The sequence below is a fragment of the Agromyces mangrovi genome, from assembly GCF_030296695.1.
In the GTDB taxonomy this organism is placed as follows: domain Bacteria; phylum Actinomycetota; class Actinomycetes; order Actinomycetales; family Microbacteriaceae; genus Agromyces; species Agromyces mangrovi.
Genome location: NZ_AP027737.1, coordinates 675,508 through 692,676, shown reverse-complemented (window position 1 = coordinate 692,676; position 17,169 = coordinate 675,508). Strand labels below are relative to the sequence as shown.

General features: G+C 73.6%; 17 protein-coding genes. 10 read left to right on the top strand and 7 right to left on the bottom strand.

Going from position 1 to position 17,169, the window contains the following annotated elements; translation table 11 throughout:
* The first annotated feature begins 87 nt into the window (after positions 1–87).
* From QUE38_RS03295 to QUE38_RS03285, 3 genes are read left to right on the top strand one after another with little or no spacing between them, the layout of a single operon-like run.
* On the top strand, positions 88–693 hold the full coding sequence (locus QUE38_RS03295; RefSeq protein WP_286310194.1) for a nitrobindin family protein: 606 nt from the start codon (positions 88–90) through the stop codon (positions 691–693).
* Complete coding sequence (gene ygfZ, locus QUE38_RS03290) at positions 693–1,847, top strand: CAF17-like 4Fe-4S cluster assembly/insertion protein YgfZ (RefSeq protein ID WP_286310193.1); 1,155 nt, start codon at positions 693–695, stop codon at positions 1,845–1,847. The genes QUE38_RS03295 and ygfZ overlap by 1 nt, the downstream gene beginning before the upstream one ends.
* Positions 1,844–2,917, top strand: a complete 1,074-nt coding sequence (locus tag QUE38_RS03285) for an FUSC family protein (RefSeq protein ID WP_286310192.1) — start codon at positions 1,844–1,846, stop codon at positions 2,915–2,917. Before ygfZ ends, QUE38_RS03285 begins: the two co-directional genes overlap by 4 nt.
* A gap of 41 nt (positions 2,918–2,958) precedes the next feature.
* On the opposite strand, the gene QUE38_RS03280 is transcribed toward QUE38_RS03285, so the two are convergent.
* Entirely contained in the window at positions 2,959–3,768 is an 810-nt protein-coding gene (locus QUE38_RS03280; protein ID WP_286310190.1) for a methyltransferase domain-containing protein, read from the bottom strand.
* A gap of 53 nt (positions 3,769–3,821) precedes the next feature.
* Between QUE38_RS03280 and QUE38_RS03275 the strand changes: the two genes are divergently transcribed.
* Complete coding sequence (locus QUE38_RS03275) at positions 3,822–4,574, top strand: phosphoglyceromutase (RefSeq protein WP_286310189.1); 753 nt, start codon at positions 3,822–3,824, stop codon at positions 4,572–4,574.
* An 88-nt stretch (positions 4,575–4,662) separates the two neighbouring features.
* Here the strand turns inward: QUE38_RS03275 and phoU are convergent, their stop codons facing one another.
* On the bottom strand, positions 4,663–5,325 hold the full coding sequence (gene phoU / locus QUE38_RS03270) for a phosphate signaling complex protein PhoU (RefSeq protein WP_286310186.1): 663 nt from the start codon (positions 5,323–5,325) through the stop codon (positions 4,663–4,665).
* A gap of 179 nt (positions 5,326–5,504) precedes the next feature.
* Here phoU and QUE38_RS03265 point away from each other — a divergent pair, with 179 nt between their 5' ends.
* A complete protein-coding gene (locus QUE38_RS03265; protein WP_286310184.1) occupies positions 5,505–6,704 on the top strand; it encodes a sensor histidine kinase in 1,200 nt (399 codons plus the stop codon).
* Entirely contained in the window at positions 6,701–7,381 is a 681-nt protein-coding gene (locus QUE38_RS03260) for a response regulator transcription factor (protein WP_286310182.1), read from the top strand. The genes QUE38_RS03265 and QUE38_RS03260 overlap by 4 nt, the downstream gene beginning before the upstream one ends.
* A 43-nt stretch (positions 7,382–7,424) precedes the next feature.
* On the opposite strand, the gene QUE38_RS03255 is transcribed toward QUE38_RS03260, so the two are convergent.
* Positions 7,425–7,904, bottom strand: coding sequence for a hypothetical protein (locus tag QUE38_RS03255; RefSeq protein ID WP_286310181.1), 480 nt, complete (start codon positions 7,902–7,904; stop codon positions 7,425–7,427).
* Positions 7,905–8,088: 184 nt separating this feature from the next.
* Here QUE38_RS03255 and QUE38_RS03250 point away from each other — a divergent pair, with 184 nt between their 5' ends.
* Positions 8,089–8,571 (top strand): CarD family transcriptional regulator, encoded by a 483-nt coding sequence (locus tag QUE38_RS03250; protein ID WP_056734541.1) that lies wholly within the window; start codon positions 8,089–8,091, stop codon positions 8,569–8,571.
* A gap of 48 nt (positions 8,572–8,619) precedes the next feature.
* Here the strand turns inward: QUE38_RS03250 and QUE38_RS03245 are convergent, their stop codons facing one another.
* From QUE38_RS03245 to QUE38_RS03235, 3 genes are all read right to left on the bottom strand, one after another.
* Complete coding sequence (locus tag QUE38_RS03245; RefSeq protein ID WP_286310176.1) at positions 8,620–9,270, bottom strand: response regulator transcription factor; 651 nt, start codon at positions 9,268–9,270, stop codon at positions 8,620–8,622.
* Entirely contained in the window at positions 9,267–9,860 is a 594-nt protein-coding gene (locus QUE38_RS03240) for a sensor histidine kinase (RefSeq protein WP_286310175.1), read from the bottom strand. Before QUE38_RS03240 ends, QUE38_RS03245 begins: the two co-directional genes overlap by 4 nt.
* A gap of 1,573 nt (positions 9,861–11,433) precedes the next feature.
* Positions 11,434–12,012 carry a hypothetical protein gene (locus QUE38_RS03235; RefSeq protein ID WP_286310174.1) on the bottom strand — a complete coding sequence of 193 codons (579 nt, stop codon included), beginning with the start codon at positions 12,010–12,012 and terminating at the stop codon, positions 11,434–11,436.
* A 171-nt stretch (positions 12,013–12,183) separates the two neighbouring features.
* Between QUE38_RS03235 and ispD the strand changes: the two genes are divergently transcribed.
* From ispD to rlmB, 3 genes are read left to right on the top strand one after another with little or no spacing between them, the layout of a single operon-like run.
* Complete coding sequence (ispD, locus tag QUE38_RS03230; RefSeq protein WP_286310173.1) at positions 12,184–13,350, top strand: 2-C-methyl-D-erythritol 4-phosphate cytidylyltransferase; 1,167 nt, start codon at positions 12,184–12,186, stop codon at positions 13,348–13,350.
* 30 nt (positions 13,351–13,380) lie between these two features.
* On the top strand, positions 13,381–14,802 hold the full coding sequence (gene cysS, locus QUE38_RS03225) for a cysteine--tRNA ligase (protein WP_286310171.1): 1,422 nt from the start codon (positions 13,381–13,383) through the stop codon (positions 14,800–14,802).
* Positions 14,799–15,806, top strand: a complete 1,008-nt coding sequence (gene rlmB / locus QUE38_RS03220; protein WP_286310170.1) for a 23S rRNA (guanosine(2251)-2'-O)-methyltransferase RlmB — start codon at positions 14,799–14,801, stop codon at positions 15,804–15,806. The genes cysS and rlmB overlap by 4 nt, the downstream gene beginning before the upstream one ends.
* Positions 15,807–15,842: 36 nt before the next feature.
* On the opposite strand, the gene QUE38_RS03215 is transcribed toward rlmB, so the two are convergent.
* Entirely contained in the window at positions 15,843–17,159 is a 1,317-nt protein-coding gene (locus tag QUE38_RS03215; protein ID WP_286310169.1) for a DUF4032 domain-containing protein, read from the bottom strand.
* Between the last annotated feature and the right edge of the window lie 10 nt (positions 17,160–17,169).

The following is a 17,169-nucleotide window of genomic DNA, read 5'->3' as shown; positions in this document are numbered from 1 at the left end:
TCGGACTGCTCGGCCTCGCGAGCGTGGCGATCGCGTGGGTCAGCGGCGTCGTCGTCTACAAGCTGTTCACGGGGCAGCGCTAGCACGATGCTCGAGATCCCCGTCGACCTGCCGGCGGAACTCGTCCCGCTGTCCTGGCTCGTCGGCACCTGGGAGGGCACGGGCGTCATCGACTACCGCGTCGGCGACGAGACCGTGACGTACGAGTTCGGCCAGCGCGTGCAGTTCGCGCACGACGGCCAGCCGGTGCTGCAGTACTCCTCGGTCGCGTGGCTGCTCGACGCGCCCGAGGGCTCGGCCCGCGAGCTGCCCTCCGAGATCGGCTACTGGCGGCTCGCCCGGCAGCTCGGCGACGGCGATGCCGGGCCGGGGATGCTGCCTGCGAGCGCGCCGACCGCGTACGCCGACGCCGAGTCGGTCGAGACGCTGCGCAACGACGCCGACGGCTTCGACCTCCAGGTGCAGCTCGTGCACCCCGACGGCGTCGGCGAGCTCTACCTCGGCCGGGTCGCGGGCCCGCGCATCGACCTCGCGACCGACGCGGTCGTGCGCGCCGAGGGTGCGAAGCCCTACGCCGCAGCAACCCGCCTCTACGGGCTCGTCGAGAGCCACCTGCTCTGGGCGTGGGACATCGCGGCGCTCGGGCAGGACCTCCGCACCCACGCCTCGGCCCGACTGGCGAAGGTCGGCTGATGGCCGATTCCCCGCTCCTCGCCGTGCCCGGCGCCGTCCCCGCGGAGGGCGTCGACCAGGGCGTGCCCGCGCACTACGGCAACCCGATCGTCGAGCAGCGCGACCTCGAGCGCGGGCTCGCGATCGTCGACTGCTCGGGCCGCGGCGTCGTGCGCGTCGAGGGCCCCGACCGGTTGAGCTGGCTCGACTCGATGGCGAGCCAGTCGCTCGCGCGCCTCGCACCGGGGGAGCCGGCGGAGGCGCTGTTCCTCGACGCCGGCGGCCACGTCGAGCACGCCGTGCACGTGCTCGACGACGGCGTCGCCACCTGGCTGGTCGCCGAGGGCGGCGACGCCGACGCGCTCGGCTCCTGGCTCGACCGCATGCGATTCATGCTCCGCGTCGAGGTCTCGGTGGCCACCGACGAGTTCGCCGTGCTCGCCACCGCGGCCGACGACCCCGCGGCGCTCCTGCCCGACGGCGTCGCGGTCGCCGCGCCGAACGACGTTGCGCTCGTCTGGCGCGACCCGTGGGCGCACGTGGTCGCCGGCGGGTTCCAGTACGCGACCGACCCCGAGCACCCCGCCGCCGACTGGCAATGGAGCGAGCTGCTCGTGCCGCGCGACGCGCTCCCGGCGCTCGCCGCCGCCGCCCGTGCCGGCACCGTGCGGATGGCCGGCTCGCTCGCCGCCGAGGCACTGCGCATCGCGGCCTGGCGCCCCCGCTTCGCGACCGAGGTCGACGACCGCTCGCTGCCGCACGAGCTCGACTGGCTGCGCACGGCCGTGCACCTGTCGAAGGGCTGCTACCGCGGGCAGGAGACGGTCGCCAAGGTGCACAACCTCGGCCGGCCGCCCCGGCGACTCGTGATGCTGCACCTCGACGGCTCCGACACCGTGCTGCCCGCGCACGGCGAGGTCGTCTCCGCGATCAAGCAGCGCCCCGAGGCCGAGGCCGAACGCCGCGCGGTGGGCACGATCACCTCCAGCGCGCTGCACCACGAGCTCGGCCCGATCGCCCTCGCGGTCGTCAAGCGCGCGGTGCCCGACGACATCGAGCTGATCGTCGAGTCGCACGACATCGACGTGGCCGCCTCCCAGGTCGCGGTCGTGCCGTCGGGCGCGGGCGCCGCGGTCGAGGTGCCCCGACTGCCGAGGCTCGGCGCCCGGCGGTGAACCTCCGCGGCCTCGCGCGCACGGTCGACGTGCGCCGCATGGTCGACGCGGCGCCGGCGGTGCTGCAGATCACGGTGACCGCCGTCGCCGCCTACGCGTTCGCGTCGTTCGTGCTCGGCCACGAGCGTCCGCTCATCGCGGCGATCGTGGTGATCTCGTCGCTCGGCTTCGTGCGCGACGCCCGGCCGATCCGCGTGCTCGAGACCGTGGTGGGCATGACGCTCGGCATCGCGCTCGCCGAGGTGCTGCTGCTCGTCGCAGGACAGGGCATCCCGCAGTACGCCCTCGCGCTCGCGGTCACCATGCTCGTCGCCCGCCTCGTCTCCCCGTCGGCCGCGTTCGCGGTCGCGGCGGCGCTGCAGTGCACGCTGGTCATGCTCATGCCGCTCCCGGAGGGCGGACCGTTCACGCGCACGATCGACGGCCTCGTCGCGGGCGCGTTCGCGCTGGTCGCGACCGCGATCATCCCGCGCGACCCGCGCCGCACGGCCGCCCGCGAGGGGCGCCGGCTCGTGCACGAGCACGTCGCGGTGCTCGAGGCGTTCGCCGAGGCGATGCGGGCGGGCGATGCGGATGCCGCGGACCGGGCGCTCTCCCGCGCGCGCTCGACCCAGCCCGTGGTCGACGCCTGGACCGCAGCCGTCGACTCGGGCGTCGCGATCGCCCGCATCTCGCCGTTCGGCCGTCGCAGCCGGTACGACCTCGACCGCCAGCGCACCATGCTCACGGGGCTCGAGCTCGCCACCCGCAACCTGCGCGTCGTCTCGCGTCGCACGGCCTTCGCGCTGCGCGACGGCGCCGCCCGCCCCGAGCTCGCCGAACTGTTCACCCGCACGTCGGTCGCCGTCGGGCTGCTCGCCGACGCGATGGGCGATGTCGAGCAGCTGCCCGTGGCACGCCAGGCCGCGATCGAGATCGCCAAGCACCTCGACCCCGAGCGCATCGTCCCCGCGGCGGGCCCGGTCTCCGACCGGAACGTCGTGCACGCGCTGCGCCCGTACCTCGTGGACGTGCTCATGGCCACGGGCCTCGACGTGGCCGACGCGCGGGACGCGCTCGCCCGCCTCTGAGCGCCGGCCCCGCGGCATCCGCTCGGGTCGTCGCGACCCGCCTACGTCGGCGCGACCGCCGACCAGTCGACCGTGACCTCGCCGAGCCGCCACCGCCGCACGCCGTCCGCGACCGGCCAGCCCGCGTCGCGGAGCGACTGCACCGTGCGGATCCACCGCTGCGACGGACCGTACACCGACAGCGGCACATGCACCGTCCACGCCCGATCGAGGGCGCGCAGCAGCTCGTGCACGCGCTCGCCCGGCACGTTGCGGTGGATGAGCGCCTTGGGCAGGCGCTCGGCGACGATCGACGGCGCCTCCAGCCCGGCGAGCCGCAGCGAGATCGTGAACGTGCGCGGCCCGCCGGTGTCGAGACCCACCCACGCGGCGATGCGCCCGAGCTCGTCGCACGTGCCCTCGACGACCAGCCCGCCCGGCGCGAGGCGCCCGGTCAGCATGGCCCAGGCGTCGGCGACCTCGGACTCGTCGTACTGCCGCAGCACGTTGCAGGCGCGGATCACGCACGGCGCCCGGTCGCCCGGAACCGGCACCTCGAACCCGCCGAGGGCGAACGAGACGGATGCCTCGGGGTCGAACGCCGTGCCCCCGGCCAGCACCTCCGCGAGCTGCTCACGGGCGCGCCGCACGCGGGCGGGGTCGATCTCGAGCCCCAGCACCTCGACCTCCGGGCGCACCGCGGCGAGCCGCCGGTGCAGCTCGAGCGGGGTCACCGCGCTCGCCCCGTAGCCGAGGTCGACGACCAACGGGTCGGCCGCGCGCCGCAGCGCCGGCTGGGCCGCGATCCAGCGATCGAAGCGGCGCAGCCGGTTCGCGTTCGTCGTCCCGCGCGTGATCGAACCCACCGGCATGGGCCCAGTCTGCCAGCGCTCGCGCCGCATGCCCGCGGCGCTAGTCTGGGGGCATGCCAGCTCCCTACACGCTCGTGCTGCTGCGGCACGGCAACAGCGAATGGAACCAGAAGAACCTCTTCACGGGGTGGGTCGACGTCGGCCTGACCGACATCGGCAAGGCCGAGTCCCAGCGTGCCGGCGAGCTGCTCGCCGAGCAGGGCGTGCTCCCCGACGTGGTGCACACCTCCGTGCTGAAGCGTGCGATCGTCACCGCGAACATCGCGCTCGAGCAGGCCGACCGCCTGTGGATCGACGTGCAGCGCTCGTGGCGCCTCAACGAGCGCCACTACGGCGCACTCCAGGGCCTCGACAAGGCCGAGACCCTCGAGAAGTACGGCGAGGAGCAGTTCATGCAGTGGCGTCGCTCGTTCGACGTGCCGCCGCCCCCGATCGACGACGACGCCGAGTGGTCGCAGGTCGGCGACGCGCGCTACGCCGGGCTCGCCGACGACGAGCTGCCCCGCACCGAGTGCCTGAAGGACGTCATCGCGCGCATGATGCCGTACTGGGAGGGCCCGCTCGCCGACGACCTCCGTGCCGGCAAGACGGTGCTGGTCGCCGCCCACGGCAACTCGCTCCGCGCCCTCGTGAAGCACCTCGACGGCATCTCCGACGACGACATCGCCGGCCTCAACATCCCCACCGGCATCCCGCTGGTCTACACCCTCGGCGAGGACCTGATGCCGCTGAAGCCGGCCGAGTACCTCGACCCCGAGGCCGCCGCCGCGGGCGCTGCCGCGGTCGCCGCGCAGGGCAAGAAGTAACGCCACCCACGACACGACGAAGGGCGACGGATGCTGCTGCATCCGTCGCCCTTCGCCTTCCCCTGCGGAATTCCCCTCCGCGCAGCGCCTACGCCTCCGGCGTGCGGTCGACGTCCCAGTCGCCGGTCGCCAGGTACTGCACCTTCTTCGCGATCGACACCGCGTGGTCGCCGAACCGCTCGTGGTACCGGCTCGCGAGCGTCGCGTCGACGGTCGACGCGGCCTCGCCGCTCCAGGTCTCGCTGAGCACCTTCTCGAAGACGCTGAGGTGCAGGTCGTCGAGCTCGTCGTCCTGCTCGCGGATGGCCTCGGCGATCTCGACGTCCTGCGTGCGGAGCAGCTCGACCAGCTTGGTGGCGAGCTCGACGTCGATGCGGCCCATCTCCGAGAAGGTGGGGCGCAGCGACTTCGGCACCACCTTGTCGGGGAACCGGTAGCGGGCGAGCTGCGCGATGTGCCGTGCGATGTCGCCCATGCGCTCGAGCGACGCGCTGACGCGCAGCGCGCTCACCGTGATGCGCAGGTCGCGGGCGACCGGCTGCTGGCGGGCCAGGATCGTGATCGTGAGCTCGTCGAGCTGCAGCGCGGCCTCGTCGATGAGCGGGTCGCCGGCGATGACCTCCTCGGCGAGTGCGACGTTCGACTCGTTGAACGCGCGGGTGGCCTTCTCGATCGATTCGGCGACGCGTTCCGCGATCTCCACCAGGCGGTCCTGGACGTCACGCATCTCCTGCTGGAAGACTTCGCGCATGCTTCGACATCCCTCTTCTCGGGTTTCGTGACTCGGGCACGGGCGAACCTCGCTCGCCCACGACATGGTCGCCGCCGAAGGTGAACGGAACGTGCCGGGACCCTGAACAGACTCTAAAGTAGCGCCGTCCGGGGGCCCGCGTGCAAGCCGCCCCCCACCGAGTACGTACGATGAGGGTCATGGAGTCCACCTGGCTGGTGCTCGCCGCGCTCGCGGTGGGCATCGTGATCGGGGCGGCGTTCGTGGTCGTCTTCCTGGTCGCCGAGCGACGCGGTTCGCGCGCGGCACGTGTGGTCAATCCGACGATCCCCGACGGGATCGACCAGATGCTCGACGCGCTCGAGACCGCGGGCGTGGTGCTCGACCCGTCGAACAACGTGCTGAAGGCGTCGCCCGGTGCCCTCGCCATGGGCCTCGTCTGGGACCGCGCGCTCGTGCACGCGGAGCTCGTCTCGCTCGTCGACCGGGTCCGCCGCTCTGGCGAGGCGACGACCGAGGAGCTGCGCGTCGTGCGCGGGCCGATCGGCGACACGACCCTGCAGCTGCGGGTGCGCGCCGCGCGCCTCGGCACGCGGTACGTCATGCTGCTCGCCGAGGACCGCACCGAGGCGAACCGGCTCGACGACGTGCGGCGCGACTTCGTGGCGAACATCAGCCACGAGCTGAAGACCCCGATCGCCTCGGTCACCCTGCTCGCCGAGGCGCTCGACCACGCCGCCGACGACCCGGGCCAGGTGCGGCGGTTCGCGCAGCGGCTCACCGAGGAGTCGGCGCGACTCGGCCGCATCACCAACGAGATCATCGAGCTCTCCCGCCTGCAGGCGCATGAGGCGGTGGAGTCCGCCCAGCGCATCGAGGTGGACGCGCTCGTGCGCCAGGCGGTCGACCAGAACCGGGTGATCGCGGCGTCGAAGCGCGTCGACATCGCCATCAAGGCCAAGTCGAAGGCCGCCGTCTACGGCGACGAGGCCCTGCTCCGCGTGGCGGTGCACAACCTGGTCGCGAACGCGCTCACCTACTCGCACGAGGGGTCGCGGGTCGGGGTCGGCGTGTACCGGTCCGCCGACGGGGTGGTCGAGATCGCCGTGACCGACCAGGGCATCGGCATCGCCGAGGCCGACCTCGACCGCGTGTTCGAGCGCTTCTACCGCGTCGACCAGGCACGCGCACGCGACACGGGCGGTTCCGGGCTCGGCCTCGCGATCGTCAAGCACACGGTGCAGAACCACGGTGGGGACGTGCGCGTCTGGTCACGGCCGGGGCGCGGCTCGACGTTCACCATCCGCCTGCCCGAGGCTGCGGCCGTCCCGGCGCCGCCGTCGAACCCATCCACTGCCGCGGACGCCGTGTCCGCATCACCCGAGGAGACACGCACGTGACACGCATCCTGCTCGTCGAGGACGAGGTCGCGCTGAGCGAACCGCTCAGCTACCTGCTCGAGCGCGAGGGCTACGAGGTGGAGGTCGCCGGCGACGGCGCCGGCGCCGTGACCGCGTTCGATCGCGCCGGCGCCGACCTGGTGCTGCTCGACCTCATGCTGCCGGGCCTGCCCGGCACCGAGGTGTGCCGCGAGCTGCGCGCCCGGTCGAGCGTGCCCATCATCATGCTCACCGCGAAGGACTCCGAGGTGGACATCGTCGTCGGGCTGGAGCTCGGCGCCGACGACTACGTCACGAAGCCCTACTCGACGCGCGAGCTGCTCGCGCGCATCCGCGCCGTGCTGCGCCGCCGCGTCGACGACGAGGACCTCGACGACCGCATCCTCGAGGCCGGGCGAGTGCGCATGGACGTCGAGCGCCACACCGTCGCGGTCGACGGCGACGAGATCTCCATGCCGCTGAAGGAATTCGAGCTGCTCGAGCTGCTCATGCGCAACGCCGGCCGGGTGCTCACGCGCGGGCAGCTGATCGACCGCGTGTGGGGGTCGGACTACTTCGGCGACACGAAGACGCTCGACGTGCACATCAAGCGCATCCGGTCGAAGATCGAGCACACGCCGTCGGACCCGGTCATGCTCGTGACGGTGCGCGGGCTCGGCTACCGCTTCGAGGCGTAGCCGAGGGGCGGGCCTTCAGGCCCGTGGCGGAGGGCGCCGCGCGTCAGGGCACGTACGCGGCGTACTCCGGCAGGCCGCCGTCGAGCACCGGCACCTGCACCTCGACGCCAGGCTCGCCGCCGTACTGGAAGTAGATCGGCATCATCGCACCGGGCTCGGTGTCGATGCCGGTGAGCAGCGTCGGCTCGACCTGCTCCTCGGTCTCGGCGTCGCCGGTGCCGAACACGACGATCGAGCCGGCATCGATCGGGACGATCTCGGTGGTGCCGCCGCCGGCGTACTGCACCGAGAGCTCGACGTCGTCCGCGCCGTTGTTCACCACGGTCATGAGCAGGTTGCCCGACTCGCCGTCCTCGGAGATCACGAGGACGTTGCGGAGGTCGAGCTCGCCCACGTCGGCGCTCACGCCGTCGCTCGCGTCGTACTGCTCGGTGGTGGCCTGATAGGTGATCATCGAGCATCCCGTGCCCGCGAGTGCGATGCCGAGGGCAAGGGCGACGGATGCCGCGAGACGCGCCTTCACTGAACCTCCAAGTCCGGGGTGCGCGCGCACGAGTGCGCGCGCGGTTGAGTCGCGTCAGAGTCTAGCCGATGAGGCCCGCGCGACCCCGCCCCGGGCCTCGCGCGCGCGGGCGCGAAGGTGGGGGAGCGAACCCTAGCACGGAGGTGCTGTGGTATCCTGAACGTTGCCGAAAGGACATATATTCATGCTTTTTGAGGTCGGCGAGACTGTCGTCTATCCCCACCACGGAGCCGCAACGATCACCGAGGTGAAGAAGAGGATCATCAAGGGTGAAGAGAAGCTCTACCTCAAGCTGAACGTCACGCAGGGCGACCTGGTCATCGAGGTCCCCGCAGAGAACGTCGACCTGGTCGGCGTGCGCGACGTCATCGGCAAGGAAGGCCTCGACAAGGTCTTCGAGGTGCTGCGCGCCCCGTTCACCGAGGAGCCCACGAACTGGTCCCGCCGCTACAAGGCGAACCTGGAGAAGCTCGCCTCGGGTGACGTGATCAAGGTCTCCGAGGTCGTGCGCGACCTGTGGCGCCGCGACCAGGACCGCGGCCTGTCCGCCGGTGAGAAGCGCATGCTCGCCAAGGCACGCCAGATCCTCATCTCGGAGCTCGCCCTCGCGGAGAAGACCGACGAGGAGCAGGCCTCGACCGTGCTCGACGAGGTCCTCGCCTCCTAGCTGCGGCGCTGCTCCGGCGGGATGCCGGTCCGCGCATGCGGGCCGTCGTCAGCCGCGGCCGAGCCCTGCGTCGCGTGCCATCGCGACCGCTTGGTCGCGCGTCTCCACGCCGAGGCGCGCGGGAACGGCGGCGAGCACGTTCCTGACCGTCTTCACGCTCACGTGCAGGCGGCGGGCGACCTCCGACGGCGGCAGGCCCGCGGCGACGAGGTCGAGCACCTCGCGCTCGCGCTCCCGCAGTTGCGGCAGGGGCGGACGCCACGGACCGGACGCCGGTCGCAGCAGGCTCGCCGCGCGCTCGGCGATACTCGCCCCGAACAGGAGTTCGCCGCGCGCGGCGGCACGCACGACCCGCACGAGTTCATCGGGGTCGGCGCCCTTCAACACGAACCCGGTCGCCCCATCCCGGAGGGCTGCGGCGACGGCCTCGTCGGCATCGAGCATCGTGAGCATCACGATGCGAACACCGGGCGCCCGCGAGCGGATGTCGCGGATCGCGTCGATGCCGCCGCGGCGGGGCATCCGGATGTCCAGGAGCAGCACGTCGGGTGCGTCCACGACCGCGATGCGGACGGCGTCGTCGCCGTCTGCGGCCTCCGCGACCACCTCGATGCCGTCCACCGAGGTGAGCATCGCCCGCACACCGCGGCGGAACAGCGCGTGGTCGTCGGCGATGGCGACGCGGATCGTCTCGCTCATGTGCGGGCCGTCTCGGTCGACGACGCCGGCTCCGGCGCCGCGACTCCGGCTGCGATCGGGAGCCGGGCCACGACCGTGGTGCCGGTCGGTGCGTGCTCGACGAGGACGACGCCGCCGAGCTCTCGCGCCCTGCGCTGCATGGACGCGATGCCGAGTCCGGCCGTCGTATCGTCGGTGCCGCGCTCGTCGGTGCCGCGCCCGTCGGTGCCGCGCCGGTCGGCGCCGCGCTCGTCGGTGCCGCGCCCGTCGTCCTCGATCCGGAGCACCAGGTCGTCGCTTCCGCGCCGGAGCGCGACATCGCATCGTGTCGCTCCCGAGTGGCGCACCGCGTTCGTGATCGCCTCCATCGCGATCGCGTAGGCGGCCGCCTCGGTCGCCGCCGGGAGCCCGTCGAGTGCGTCCGACGCGATCGCGACCCGCATCGTGCCGGTCGCCGCTTCGGCGTATGCGCGGATGGCACCGGCGAGCCCGACGTCGTCGAGCGCGGGCGGGCGGAGCCCGCGCACGATCCTCCGGACGTCGTCGGTCGCCGCCGCGAGCTGCGCCTGCGCATCGCCGACGAGTCGGGACGCGGCGCCCGGATCGCGCACGGCCTCCTCGCGGCCGCGCCCAGCGTCATGGACGCGGCGGCCAACGTCGGGCCGAGCTCGTCGTGCAGGTCGTCGCGCACCCTGCGGCGCTCGTCCTCGCGCGCGGTGAGCAGTGCCCGTCGTGACGCCTCGAGCTCGCGGGCGAGACGGTGACCGTGCAGCGCCGCAGCGAGGTGGGCGCGCACCGGCTCGAGGGCGGCGAGCAGCGGCGGGTCGAGCGGGTCCCCGCGGTCGGCCGTGTACAGCACCAGCAGTCCCTCGCGGCGGCCGTCGTGCACGAGCGGCAGCGTGGTGCCCGCGCCGAGGGCGCCGCCCGAGTCCTCGCCCGAGTCCTCGCCGACCAGGATCTCGGCCCGGTCGGCGCCCGTCGCGTCGCGCAGGGCGGAGGAGACGGCGTCGGGGGCGAGCGAGGTCGACGCCGCGAGTGCGAGCCCCGAGCTCAGCTGCGCGAGCGCCCGACGACGATCGGAGTCGCTCCCGGTCAGCATGCGCCGGGCCGCGCGCAGCGCGATGCGGTCGAGCGCGGGCAGCACGACCGCGAGAAGTGCCGCCGGTACGGTGAGAGCGACCGCCGGTTCTGCGCCGGCGGCCCCCAGCAGTGCGGCGCCGAGGACGAACGCGGCGACCGCGGCGAGCGCGACCGCGGTCGCCGCGACGACGCGAGCGACGGGGGCGGCCGAGCCCCAGAGCCCGCGGCGCAGCACGGCCGAGGCGACGGCGACCGGGACGGCGGCGAACGCCGCGACGAGCACGACCTGGACGACGAGGTCGGCGCCGCTGCCCGTGGGGGCGAGGCCCGCGGCCTGCAGTGCAGCGGCGACCGCGAGTGCGAGCAGGGCCGCGCCGCACGCCCCGTAGGTGCCGCGCGCGAGCCGCCGGCTCGCCTCGTCGCCGCGCACCAGCTGGCGGACGATGGTCGCCACGGCGAGCGCGGCGACGACGGCGGAGCCGCCCACGACGACGAGCACGTTCGCCGCACTGCCCGCCGTGACCGGCACCAGCACGACCCAGGCGCCCGCGACGGCGACCAGCGCACCGGCGAGCCGGCCGCCCACCGTGCCGTCCGGGAACCCGGCGATCCACCAGACCAGCAGCAGGATCGACCCGTCGGACACGATGCCGAGCCACTCGAGGCCCGGGTGCTCGGCGACGAGTGCGGGCACGACCTGCGGGAACGCGACGGCGATGGCGGTGAGGGCGAGCGCGGCGAGCAGGGCGCCGCGGCGGCGCGGGGCCGCGGCGGCACCGCGCACCAGCAGCAGCGCGACCGCGAGGCATGCGCCGGTGACGATCAGCAGCATGGCGAGGCCGGTCGCCGCATAGGCGTCGACGGTGAGCCCGAGCTGCGCGAGGCGCTCGGCCGCCGCGGCGTCGATCGCCCCGACCCCGCACGCATCGCCACCGCACTCGGTGCGCAGGCGCCATGCGGCGGGCACCGACACCAGCACCAGCACCCCTGCCGCCACGGCGGAGGCCGCCACGAGCGGGATCGCGACCCGATGCGTGGCGAGCCGCAAGCGCCCCACCGGGCCCGGTGCCATGGCTGCAGTGTATCCGCGGGCGGACCGGCCGATCAGGACCGAGTGGCGGGACGTGCCGTGAGCGCCACGGCGACCCAGACAGCCGCGAGCGGGAGCGAGTTCACCGGCACCAGGAACATGATCGGGATGATCAGGGCGACTGCGACGCCGACCCACCACGGCCAGACCGACCGCCGGATCGCACCGAGCACGCCCACCGCGATGAGGCCGAGGGCGCTCAGCGCCACCTCCGCGAGGAACAGCTCGAACGGCGGCTCGAACCGGGACCAGACGACCCAGATCATCGTCGCGCCCGACGCGCCGAGACCGACGATCGCGGGGATCCAGGCGGCGAGCCGGACTCCGCGGGGTGCGAGGGCGGCGAGCGCGACGGCTGCGGCGAGGAAGGCGAACCCGCCGAGCGCCTCGGATGCGACGCCGAGGCCCTGCGAGTGATCGCCGGTGTCGACACCGGCCGCGAACGCGGCGGCGCCGACGCCGAACTGCGCCAGGTACGCCGCGACGGCGGCCCAGCTCGCGACGCGCGCGGTCGTGCGGCGCCCGCCGTGCGCGAGCGGTACGGGTCCGGTCGGCACGGACGGGGCGGGTGCTGCGGCGGAACGGATCGACATGGCGGGTCCTCTCGGAGGCGGGTGCCGCGGCGGGGTGCCGGCGGCGATGCCCGTATCGCGATGCTGGCGCGCGCCGCGTCCCGCGGGGTCGGGAGCGGAGCCCGGTTCGCGGGCGCGGCATCACGCGACGCGGGTGCGTTCCGCCGCCGCGGCGGGCGATACCCTCGACTCGTGAACGCGCGCACCGCCACCGTCGGAGTCATCGTCGTCGCCGCGGGCAGCGGCACCCGCCTGGGTGCCGACGAGCCGAAGGCGTTCGTGCCGCTCGGTTCCGGCACGATCCTCGGGCGGGCGCTCCATTCCGTGCTGGGAATGACCGAGCGCGCCCACGTGGTCGTGGTGGCGCCGGAGACGCGCGTCGACCGCGCGCGCGACATCTGCGCTGGCGTGCTCGGCGACGCACTCCCCGCCAGGGTGGTCGCCGGCGGACCCTCGCGGCAGGTCTCGGTCGCGGCCGGCATCGCTGCGCTCCCCGCCGCCGTCGACACCGTACTCGTGCACGACGCGGCCCGGCCGTTCACGCCGAGCGCCGTGTTCGACGAGGTCGTCGCGGCCGTCCGCGCGCGCGACTGCGGCGTGATCCCCGTGCTCGACGTGATCGACACGATCAAGCGGGTCGAGGGCCGCAGCGTGCTCGAGACCGTCGACCGGTCCGAGCTCGCCGCCGTGCAGACGCCGCAGGGGTTCCCGCGCGAGCCGCTCGAGCGCGCCTACGCCGACGCGAGGGACGAGCACACCGACGACGCCGCCCTCGTGGCATCCGCCGGTCTCGAGGTGGAGGTCGTGCCGGGCGACGCGCGGTCGTTCAAGATCACCGTGCCGGCCGACCTGCGCCGGGCCGAGCAGCTCGTCGCCCCGACGGCCCCGGCGGCGCGCGTGGGCCAGGGGGTCGACGTGCACGCGTTCGGCGACGACTCCGACGAACTCTGGCTGGCGGGCCTGCACTGGCCGGGGGCGCGGGGCCTCTCCGGGCACAGCGACGGCGACGCCGCTGCCCACGCGATCTGCGACGCGCTGCTCTCGGCGGCGGGCCTCGGCGACATCGGCGGCATGTTCGGCACCGACGACCCGCGGCTCGCGGGGGCGCACGGCACGGTGTTCCTCGCCGAGACGGTGCGCCGACTCGACGCGGCCGGCTGGCGGGTCGCGAACGTCTCGGTGCAGGTCGTGGGCAACCGGCCGAAGCTCGCGCCGCGCCGTGCCGAGGCGGAGGGCGTGCTGTCGGACGCGGTCGGCGCGCCCGTGAGCGTGTCGGCGACCACCACCGACGGCCTCGGGTTCACGGGCCGCGGCGAGGGCGTCGCGGCGATCGCGACCGCGCTCGTCATGCCACGGTGAGCGCCGGCCCCCGCCGGTAGGCTTGCTGGCGTGACACTGCGCATCTACGACTCGAAGGCACAGTCGCTGCGCGACTTCACGCCGCTGCGCGAGGGGCACGTGGGCATGTACGTCTGCGGTCCGACCGTGCAGTCGAGCCCGCACATCGGCCACCTGCGCAGCGCGCTCGTCTACGACCTGCTGCGCCGCTGGCTCGGGTACCGCGGCTTCGACGTCACCTTCGTGCGCAACGTGACCGACATCGACGACAAGATCCTCGTCAACGCGTCCGAGTCCGACGAGCGCTGGTGGGCGCTGGCGTACCGGTACGAGCTCGAGTTCACCGCCGCGTACCAGCGCCTCGGCATCCTCGCGCCGACGTACGAGCCGCGCGCGACCGCGAGCGTCACGCAGATGGTGGACATCATCGCGCGGCTCGTCGACCGCGGCCACGCGTACCCCGCGCCCGACGGCTCGGGCGACGTCTACTTCGACACGTCGTCGTGGCCGGCGTACGGCGCGCTCACCCGCCAGAGCCGCGACCACATGGAGGCGGCCGCCGACGCGGACCCGCGCGGCAAGCGCGACGAGCGCGACTTCGCCCTGTGGAAGGGGCACAAGCCCGAGGAGCCGGCGGATGCCTCCTGGGAGTCGCCGTGGGGCGCGGGGCGCCCCGGCTGGCACATCGAGTGCTCCGCGATGTCCAGGCGCTACCTCGGCGAGCACTTCGACATCCACGGCGGCGGGCTCGACCTGCGCTTCCCGCACCACGAGAACGAACTCGCCCAGTCGACCGCGGCGGGCGACGAGTTCGCCGAGTACTGGGTGCACAACGGGCTCGTGAACGTCTCGGGCCAGAAGATGTCGAAGTCGCTCGGCAACTCGGTCTACGCGGCCGACCTCCTCGGTCGTGCGCGGCCGCTCGTCGTACGGTACCTGCTCGGCCAGGCGCACTACCGCTCGACCCTCGACTACTCGCCCGCGTCGATCGGCGAGGCCGAGGCCGCGCTCGAGCGCATCACCGGCTTCCTCGAGCGGGCGGAACGCCGGCTCGCGGGCACCCGGTTCGCCGGCACCGCGGCAGAGGTCGTGCCCGACGCGTTCGGGGAGGCGATGGACGACGACCTCGGCGTGCCGCAGGCGCTCGCCGTGCTGCACGAGACGGTGCGCGCGGGCAACCAGGCGCTCGACTCGGCCGACCTGCCGGCGGCGGCGCGCGCCCACGCCGAGGTGCGCGCGATGGCCGAGGTGCTCGGCATCGACCCGCGCGACCCCGCATACCGGCGGGGACAGGACGAGTCGGCTGCGGTCGGCGCCCTGGACGCGCTGGTCACCCGACTCCTCGACGACCGGCAGGCGGCGCGCGAGGCGAAGGACTACGGTGAGGCCGACCGCATCCGCGCCGAGCTCACCGGCGCCGGCATCACCCTCGAGGACACGGCCCACGGAACGCATTGGAGTCTCGGCACATGAAGGGCAGCAGCGGCAAGTCGCGTGCGGGAGCCGTGCGCAAGAAGGGCAAGGGCGCCACGACCGGCACCGGCGGGCACGGGCGCAAGGCGCTCGAGGGCAAGGGCCCGACGCCCAAGGCGGAGGACCGGGAGTACCACCCGGCCCACAAGCGCAAGGTGCAGGCCGAGCGGCGCGCCGCGAAGCAGGGCGGCCAGGGCGGCCAGAAGGGCGCGCCCCGCGGCGCGTCCGGTGCCTCGCGGCGTTCGAAGTCGGGCGACGAGTCGGAGATCGTGACCGGCCGCAACGCCGTGGTGGAGGCGCTGCGCGCGAAGATCCCGGCCTCGACGCTCTACGTCGCCGCGCGCGTCGAGATGGACGACCGCGTGCGCGAGGCGCTCAAGGTCGCGACCAACCGCGGCATCCCGGTCATGGAGGTCATGCGCCCCGAGCTCGACCGGCTCGCGGGCGAGGGCGGCGTGCACCAGGGCCTCGCGCTCAAGGTGCCGCCCTACGAGTACGCGCACCCGATCGAGCTGCTCGACGAGCTGCTCGAGCGGGACGAGCTCCCGCTGCTCGTGGCGCTCGACGGCATCACCGATCCGCGCAACCTGGGTGCGATCATCCGGTCGACGGCCGCGTTCGGCGGGCAGGGCGTGATCGTGCCGCAGCGTCGCTCGGTGGGCGTCACCGCGTCGGCGTGGAAGACCTCGGCCGGCGCCGCCGCGCGCGTGCCCGTAGCGATGGCCTCGAACCTCACCCAGACGCTCAAGGCGCTCAAGGAGCGCGGGGTCTTCGTGCTCGGCCTCGACGGCGGCGGCGACGTGAGCCTGCCCGGCCTCTCGTTCGCCGACCGGCCCATCGTCGTGGTCGTCGGCAGCGAGGGCAAGGGGCTCTCGCGCCTGGTCACCGAGACCTGCGACGCGATCGTCTCGATCCCGATCCACGCGGCGACCGAGTCGCTGAACGCCGGCATCGCGGCATCCGTCACCCTCTACGAGGTCGCCCGGCTGCGCGCCGAGGGCTGAGCGAGCGGATGCCTCCGGGGCATCCGCCCACCGGTTTCAGACCCGCGACCGCCAGTCGCCCTCGTCGTCGTCGAGCGTCGAGATCGGACCGGTGGCCTGGCCCACCATGGTCGTCGGCATCGTGATCGCCTCGGTCGGCGGCGCGATCACGGTCGCCTCGTCGCGGCGGTGCCGCAGGATCGTGTTCACGTAGGAGGACATCGCCTCGGCGAGCGGGATGTCGTGCCCCGCCTCCTGGGCCATGAACCAGCGATGCTCGAGCAGCTGGTGGAACATCTCCGCCGGCTCCAGCTTGCCCTTCAGGTCGGACGGGATCGATCGGATCACCGGCTCGAAGACCCGCACGAGCCACTCGTGCGCGATCATCTCCTCGTCGGCGTCGGGCCGCGCGTACATCGCACGGTAGCTGTCGAGGTCGTTGAGCAGCCGGCGCGCCTGGTTCTCCTGCGCGTCGAGGCCCGTGAGCCGGAGCAGGCGCCGGTGGTGGTGGCCCGCGTCGACGACCTTGGGTCGGATGCGCACGGTCGTGCCCTGGTCGTCGGTGCGGATCGCGAGCTCCTCGATGTCGAAGCCCAGCGCGTTCAGGCGGTTGACGCGCTCGTTGATGCGCCAGCGCTCGGCGCTCGAGAACGACTCGGCGCCCGTCAGCTCGGTCCAGAGGCTCCGGTAGGCGTGCACGATGCCGTCGGAGATGCGCACGGGGTCGAGCTCGTCGGCGACGCGGCCGCCGGCCTCGAGGTCGAGCAGCTCGCCCGCGATGTTCACGCGCGCGATCTCGAGGTCGTTCTCGCGCTGCCCGTTCGAGAGCCCGCCCTCGTACAGCTTGCCGGTCTCGGCGTCGACCAGGTACGCCGCGAACGCGCCCGCGTCGCGGCGGAACAGCGTGTTCGACAGCGACACGTCGCCCCAGAAGAACCCGATGATGTGCAGGCGCACGAGCAGCACGGCGAGCGCGTCGACGAGCCGCGTGGCGGTGTCGGGGCGCAGCGTCTGCGAGAACAGGGCGCGGTAGGGGAGCGAGAAGCGCAGGTGCCGGGTCACCAGCACGGGACGCAGCGGCTCGCCCTCGTCGTCGACGCGGCCGGAGATCACGGCGACCGGCTCGACGCACGGCACCATGAGCCGCTGCAGGGTGCGCAGCATCTCGTACTCGCCGCGCGCCATCTCGGCCGTCGTCTCCTTGACCGCGACGACGTATCCGCCGAAGTGCGCGAAGCGCACCAGGTGCCGGGAGATGCCCTTGGGCAGCGCGGCGATCGTCTCGCTCGGCCAGGCGTCGAGCGGCAGGTGCCACGGCAGGTCGAGCAGGGCCGGGTCGACCGTGGCGGACGTGATGGAGAGTGAGGCGCTCATTGCTGCAACC

Bases quoted from the DNA above. Each gene is read 5' to 3' on its own strand.
- QUE38_RS03295 (WP_286310194.1), top strand. From the start codon at position 88: ATGCTCGAGATCCCCGTCGACCTGCCGGCGGAACTCGTCCCGCTGTCC.
- ygfZ (WP_286310193.1), top strand. From the start codon at position 693: ATGGCCGATTCCCCGCTCCTCGCCGTGCCCGGCGCCGTCCCCGCGGAG.
- QUE38_RS03280 (WP_286310190.1), bottom strand. From the start codon at position 3,768: ATGCCGGTGGGTTCGATCACGCGCGGGACGACGAACGCGAACCGGCTG.
- QUE38_RS03275 (WP_286310189.1), top strand. From the start codon at position 3,822: ATGCCAGCTCCCTACACGCTCGTGCTGCTGCGGCACGGCAACAGCGAA.
- phoU (WP_286310186.1), bottom strand. From the start codon at position 5,325: ATGCGCGAAGTCTTCCAGCAGGAGATGCGTGACGTCCAGGACCGCCTG.
- QUE38_RS03265 (WP_286310184.1), top strand. From the start codon at position 5,505: ATGGAGTCCACCTGGCTGGTGCTCGCCGCGCTCGCGGTGGGCATCGTG.
- QUE38_RS03250 (WP_056734541.1), top strand. From the start codon at position 8,089: ATGCTTTTTGAGGTCGGCGAGACTGTCGTCTATCCCCACCACGGAGCC.
- QUE38_RS03245 (WP_286310176.1), bottom strand. From the start codon at position 9,270: ATGAGCGAGACGATCCGCGTCGCCATCGCCGACGACCACGCGCTGTTC.
- QUE38_RS03235 (WP_286310174.1), bottom strand. From the start codon at position 12,012: ATGTCGATCCGTTCCGCCGCAGCACCCGCCCCGTCCGTGCCGACCGGA.
- rlmB (WP_286310170.1), top strand. From the start codon at position 14,799: ATGAAGGGCAGCAGCGGCAAGTCGCGTGCGGGAGCCGTGCGCAAGAAG.
- QUE38_RS03215 (WP_286310169.1), bottom strand. From the start codon at position 17,159: ATGAGCGCCTCACTCTCCATCACGTCCGCCACGGTCGACCCGGCCCTG.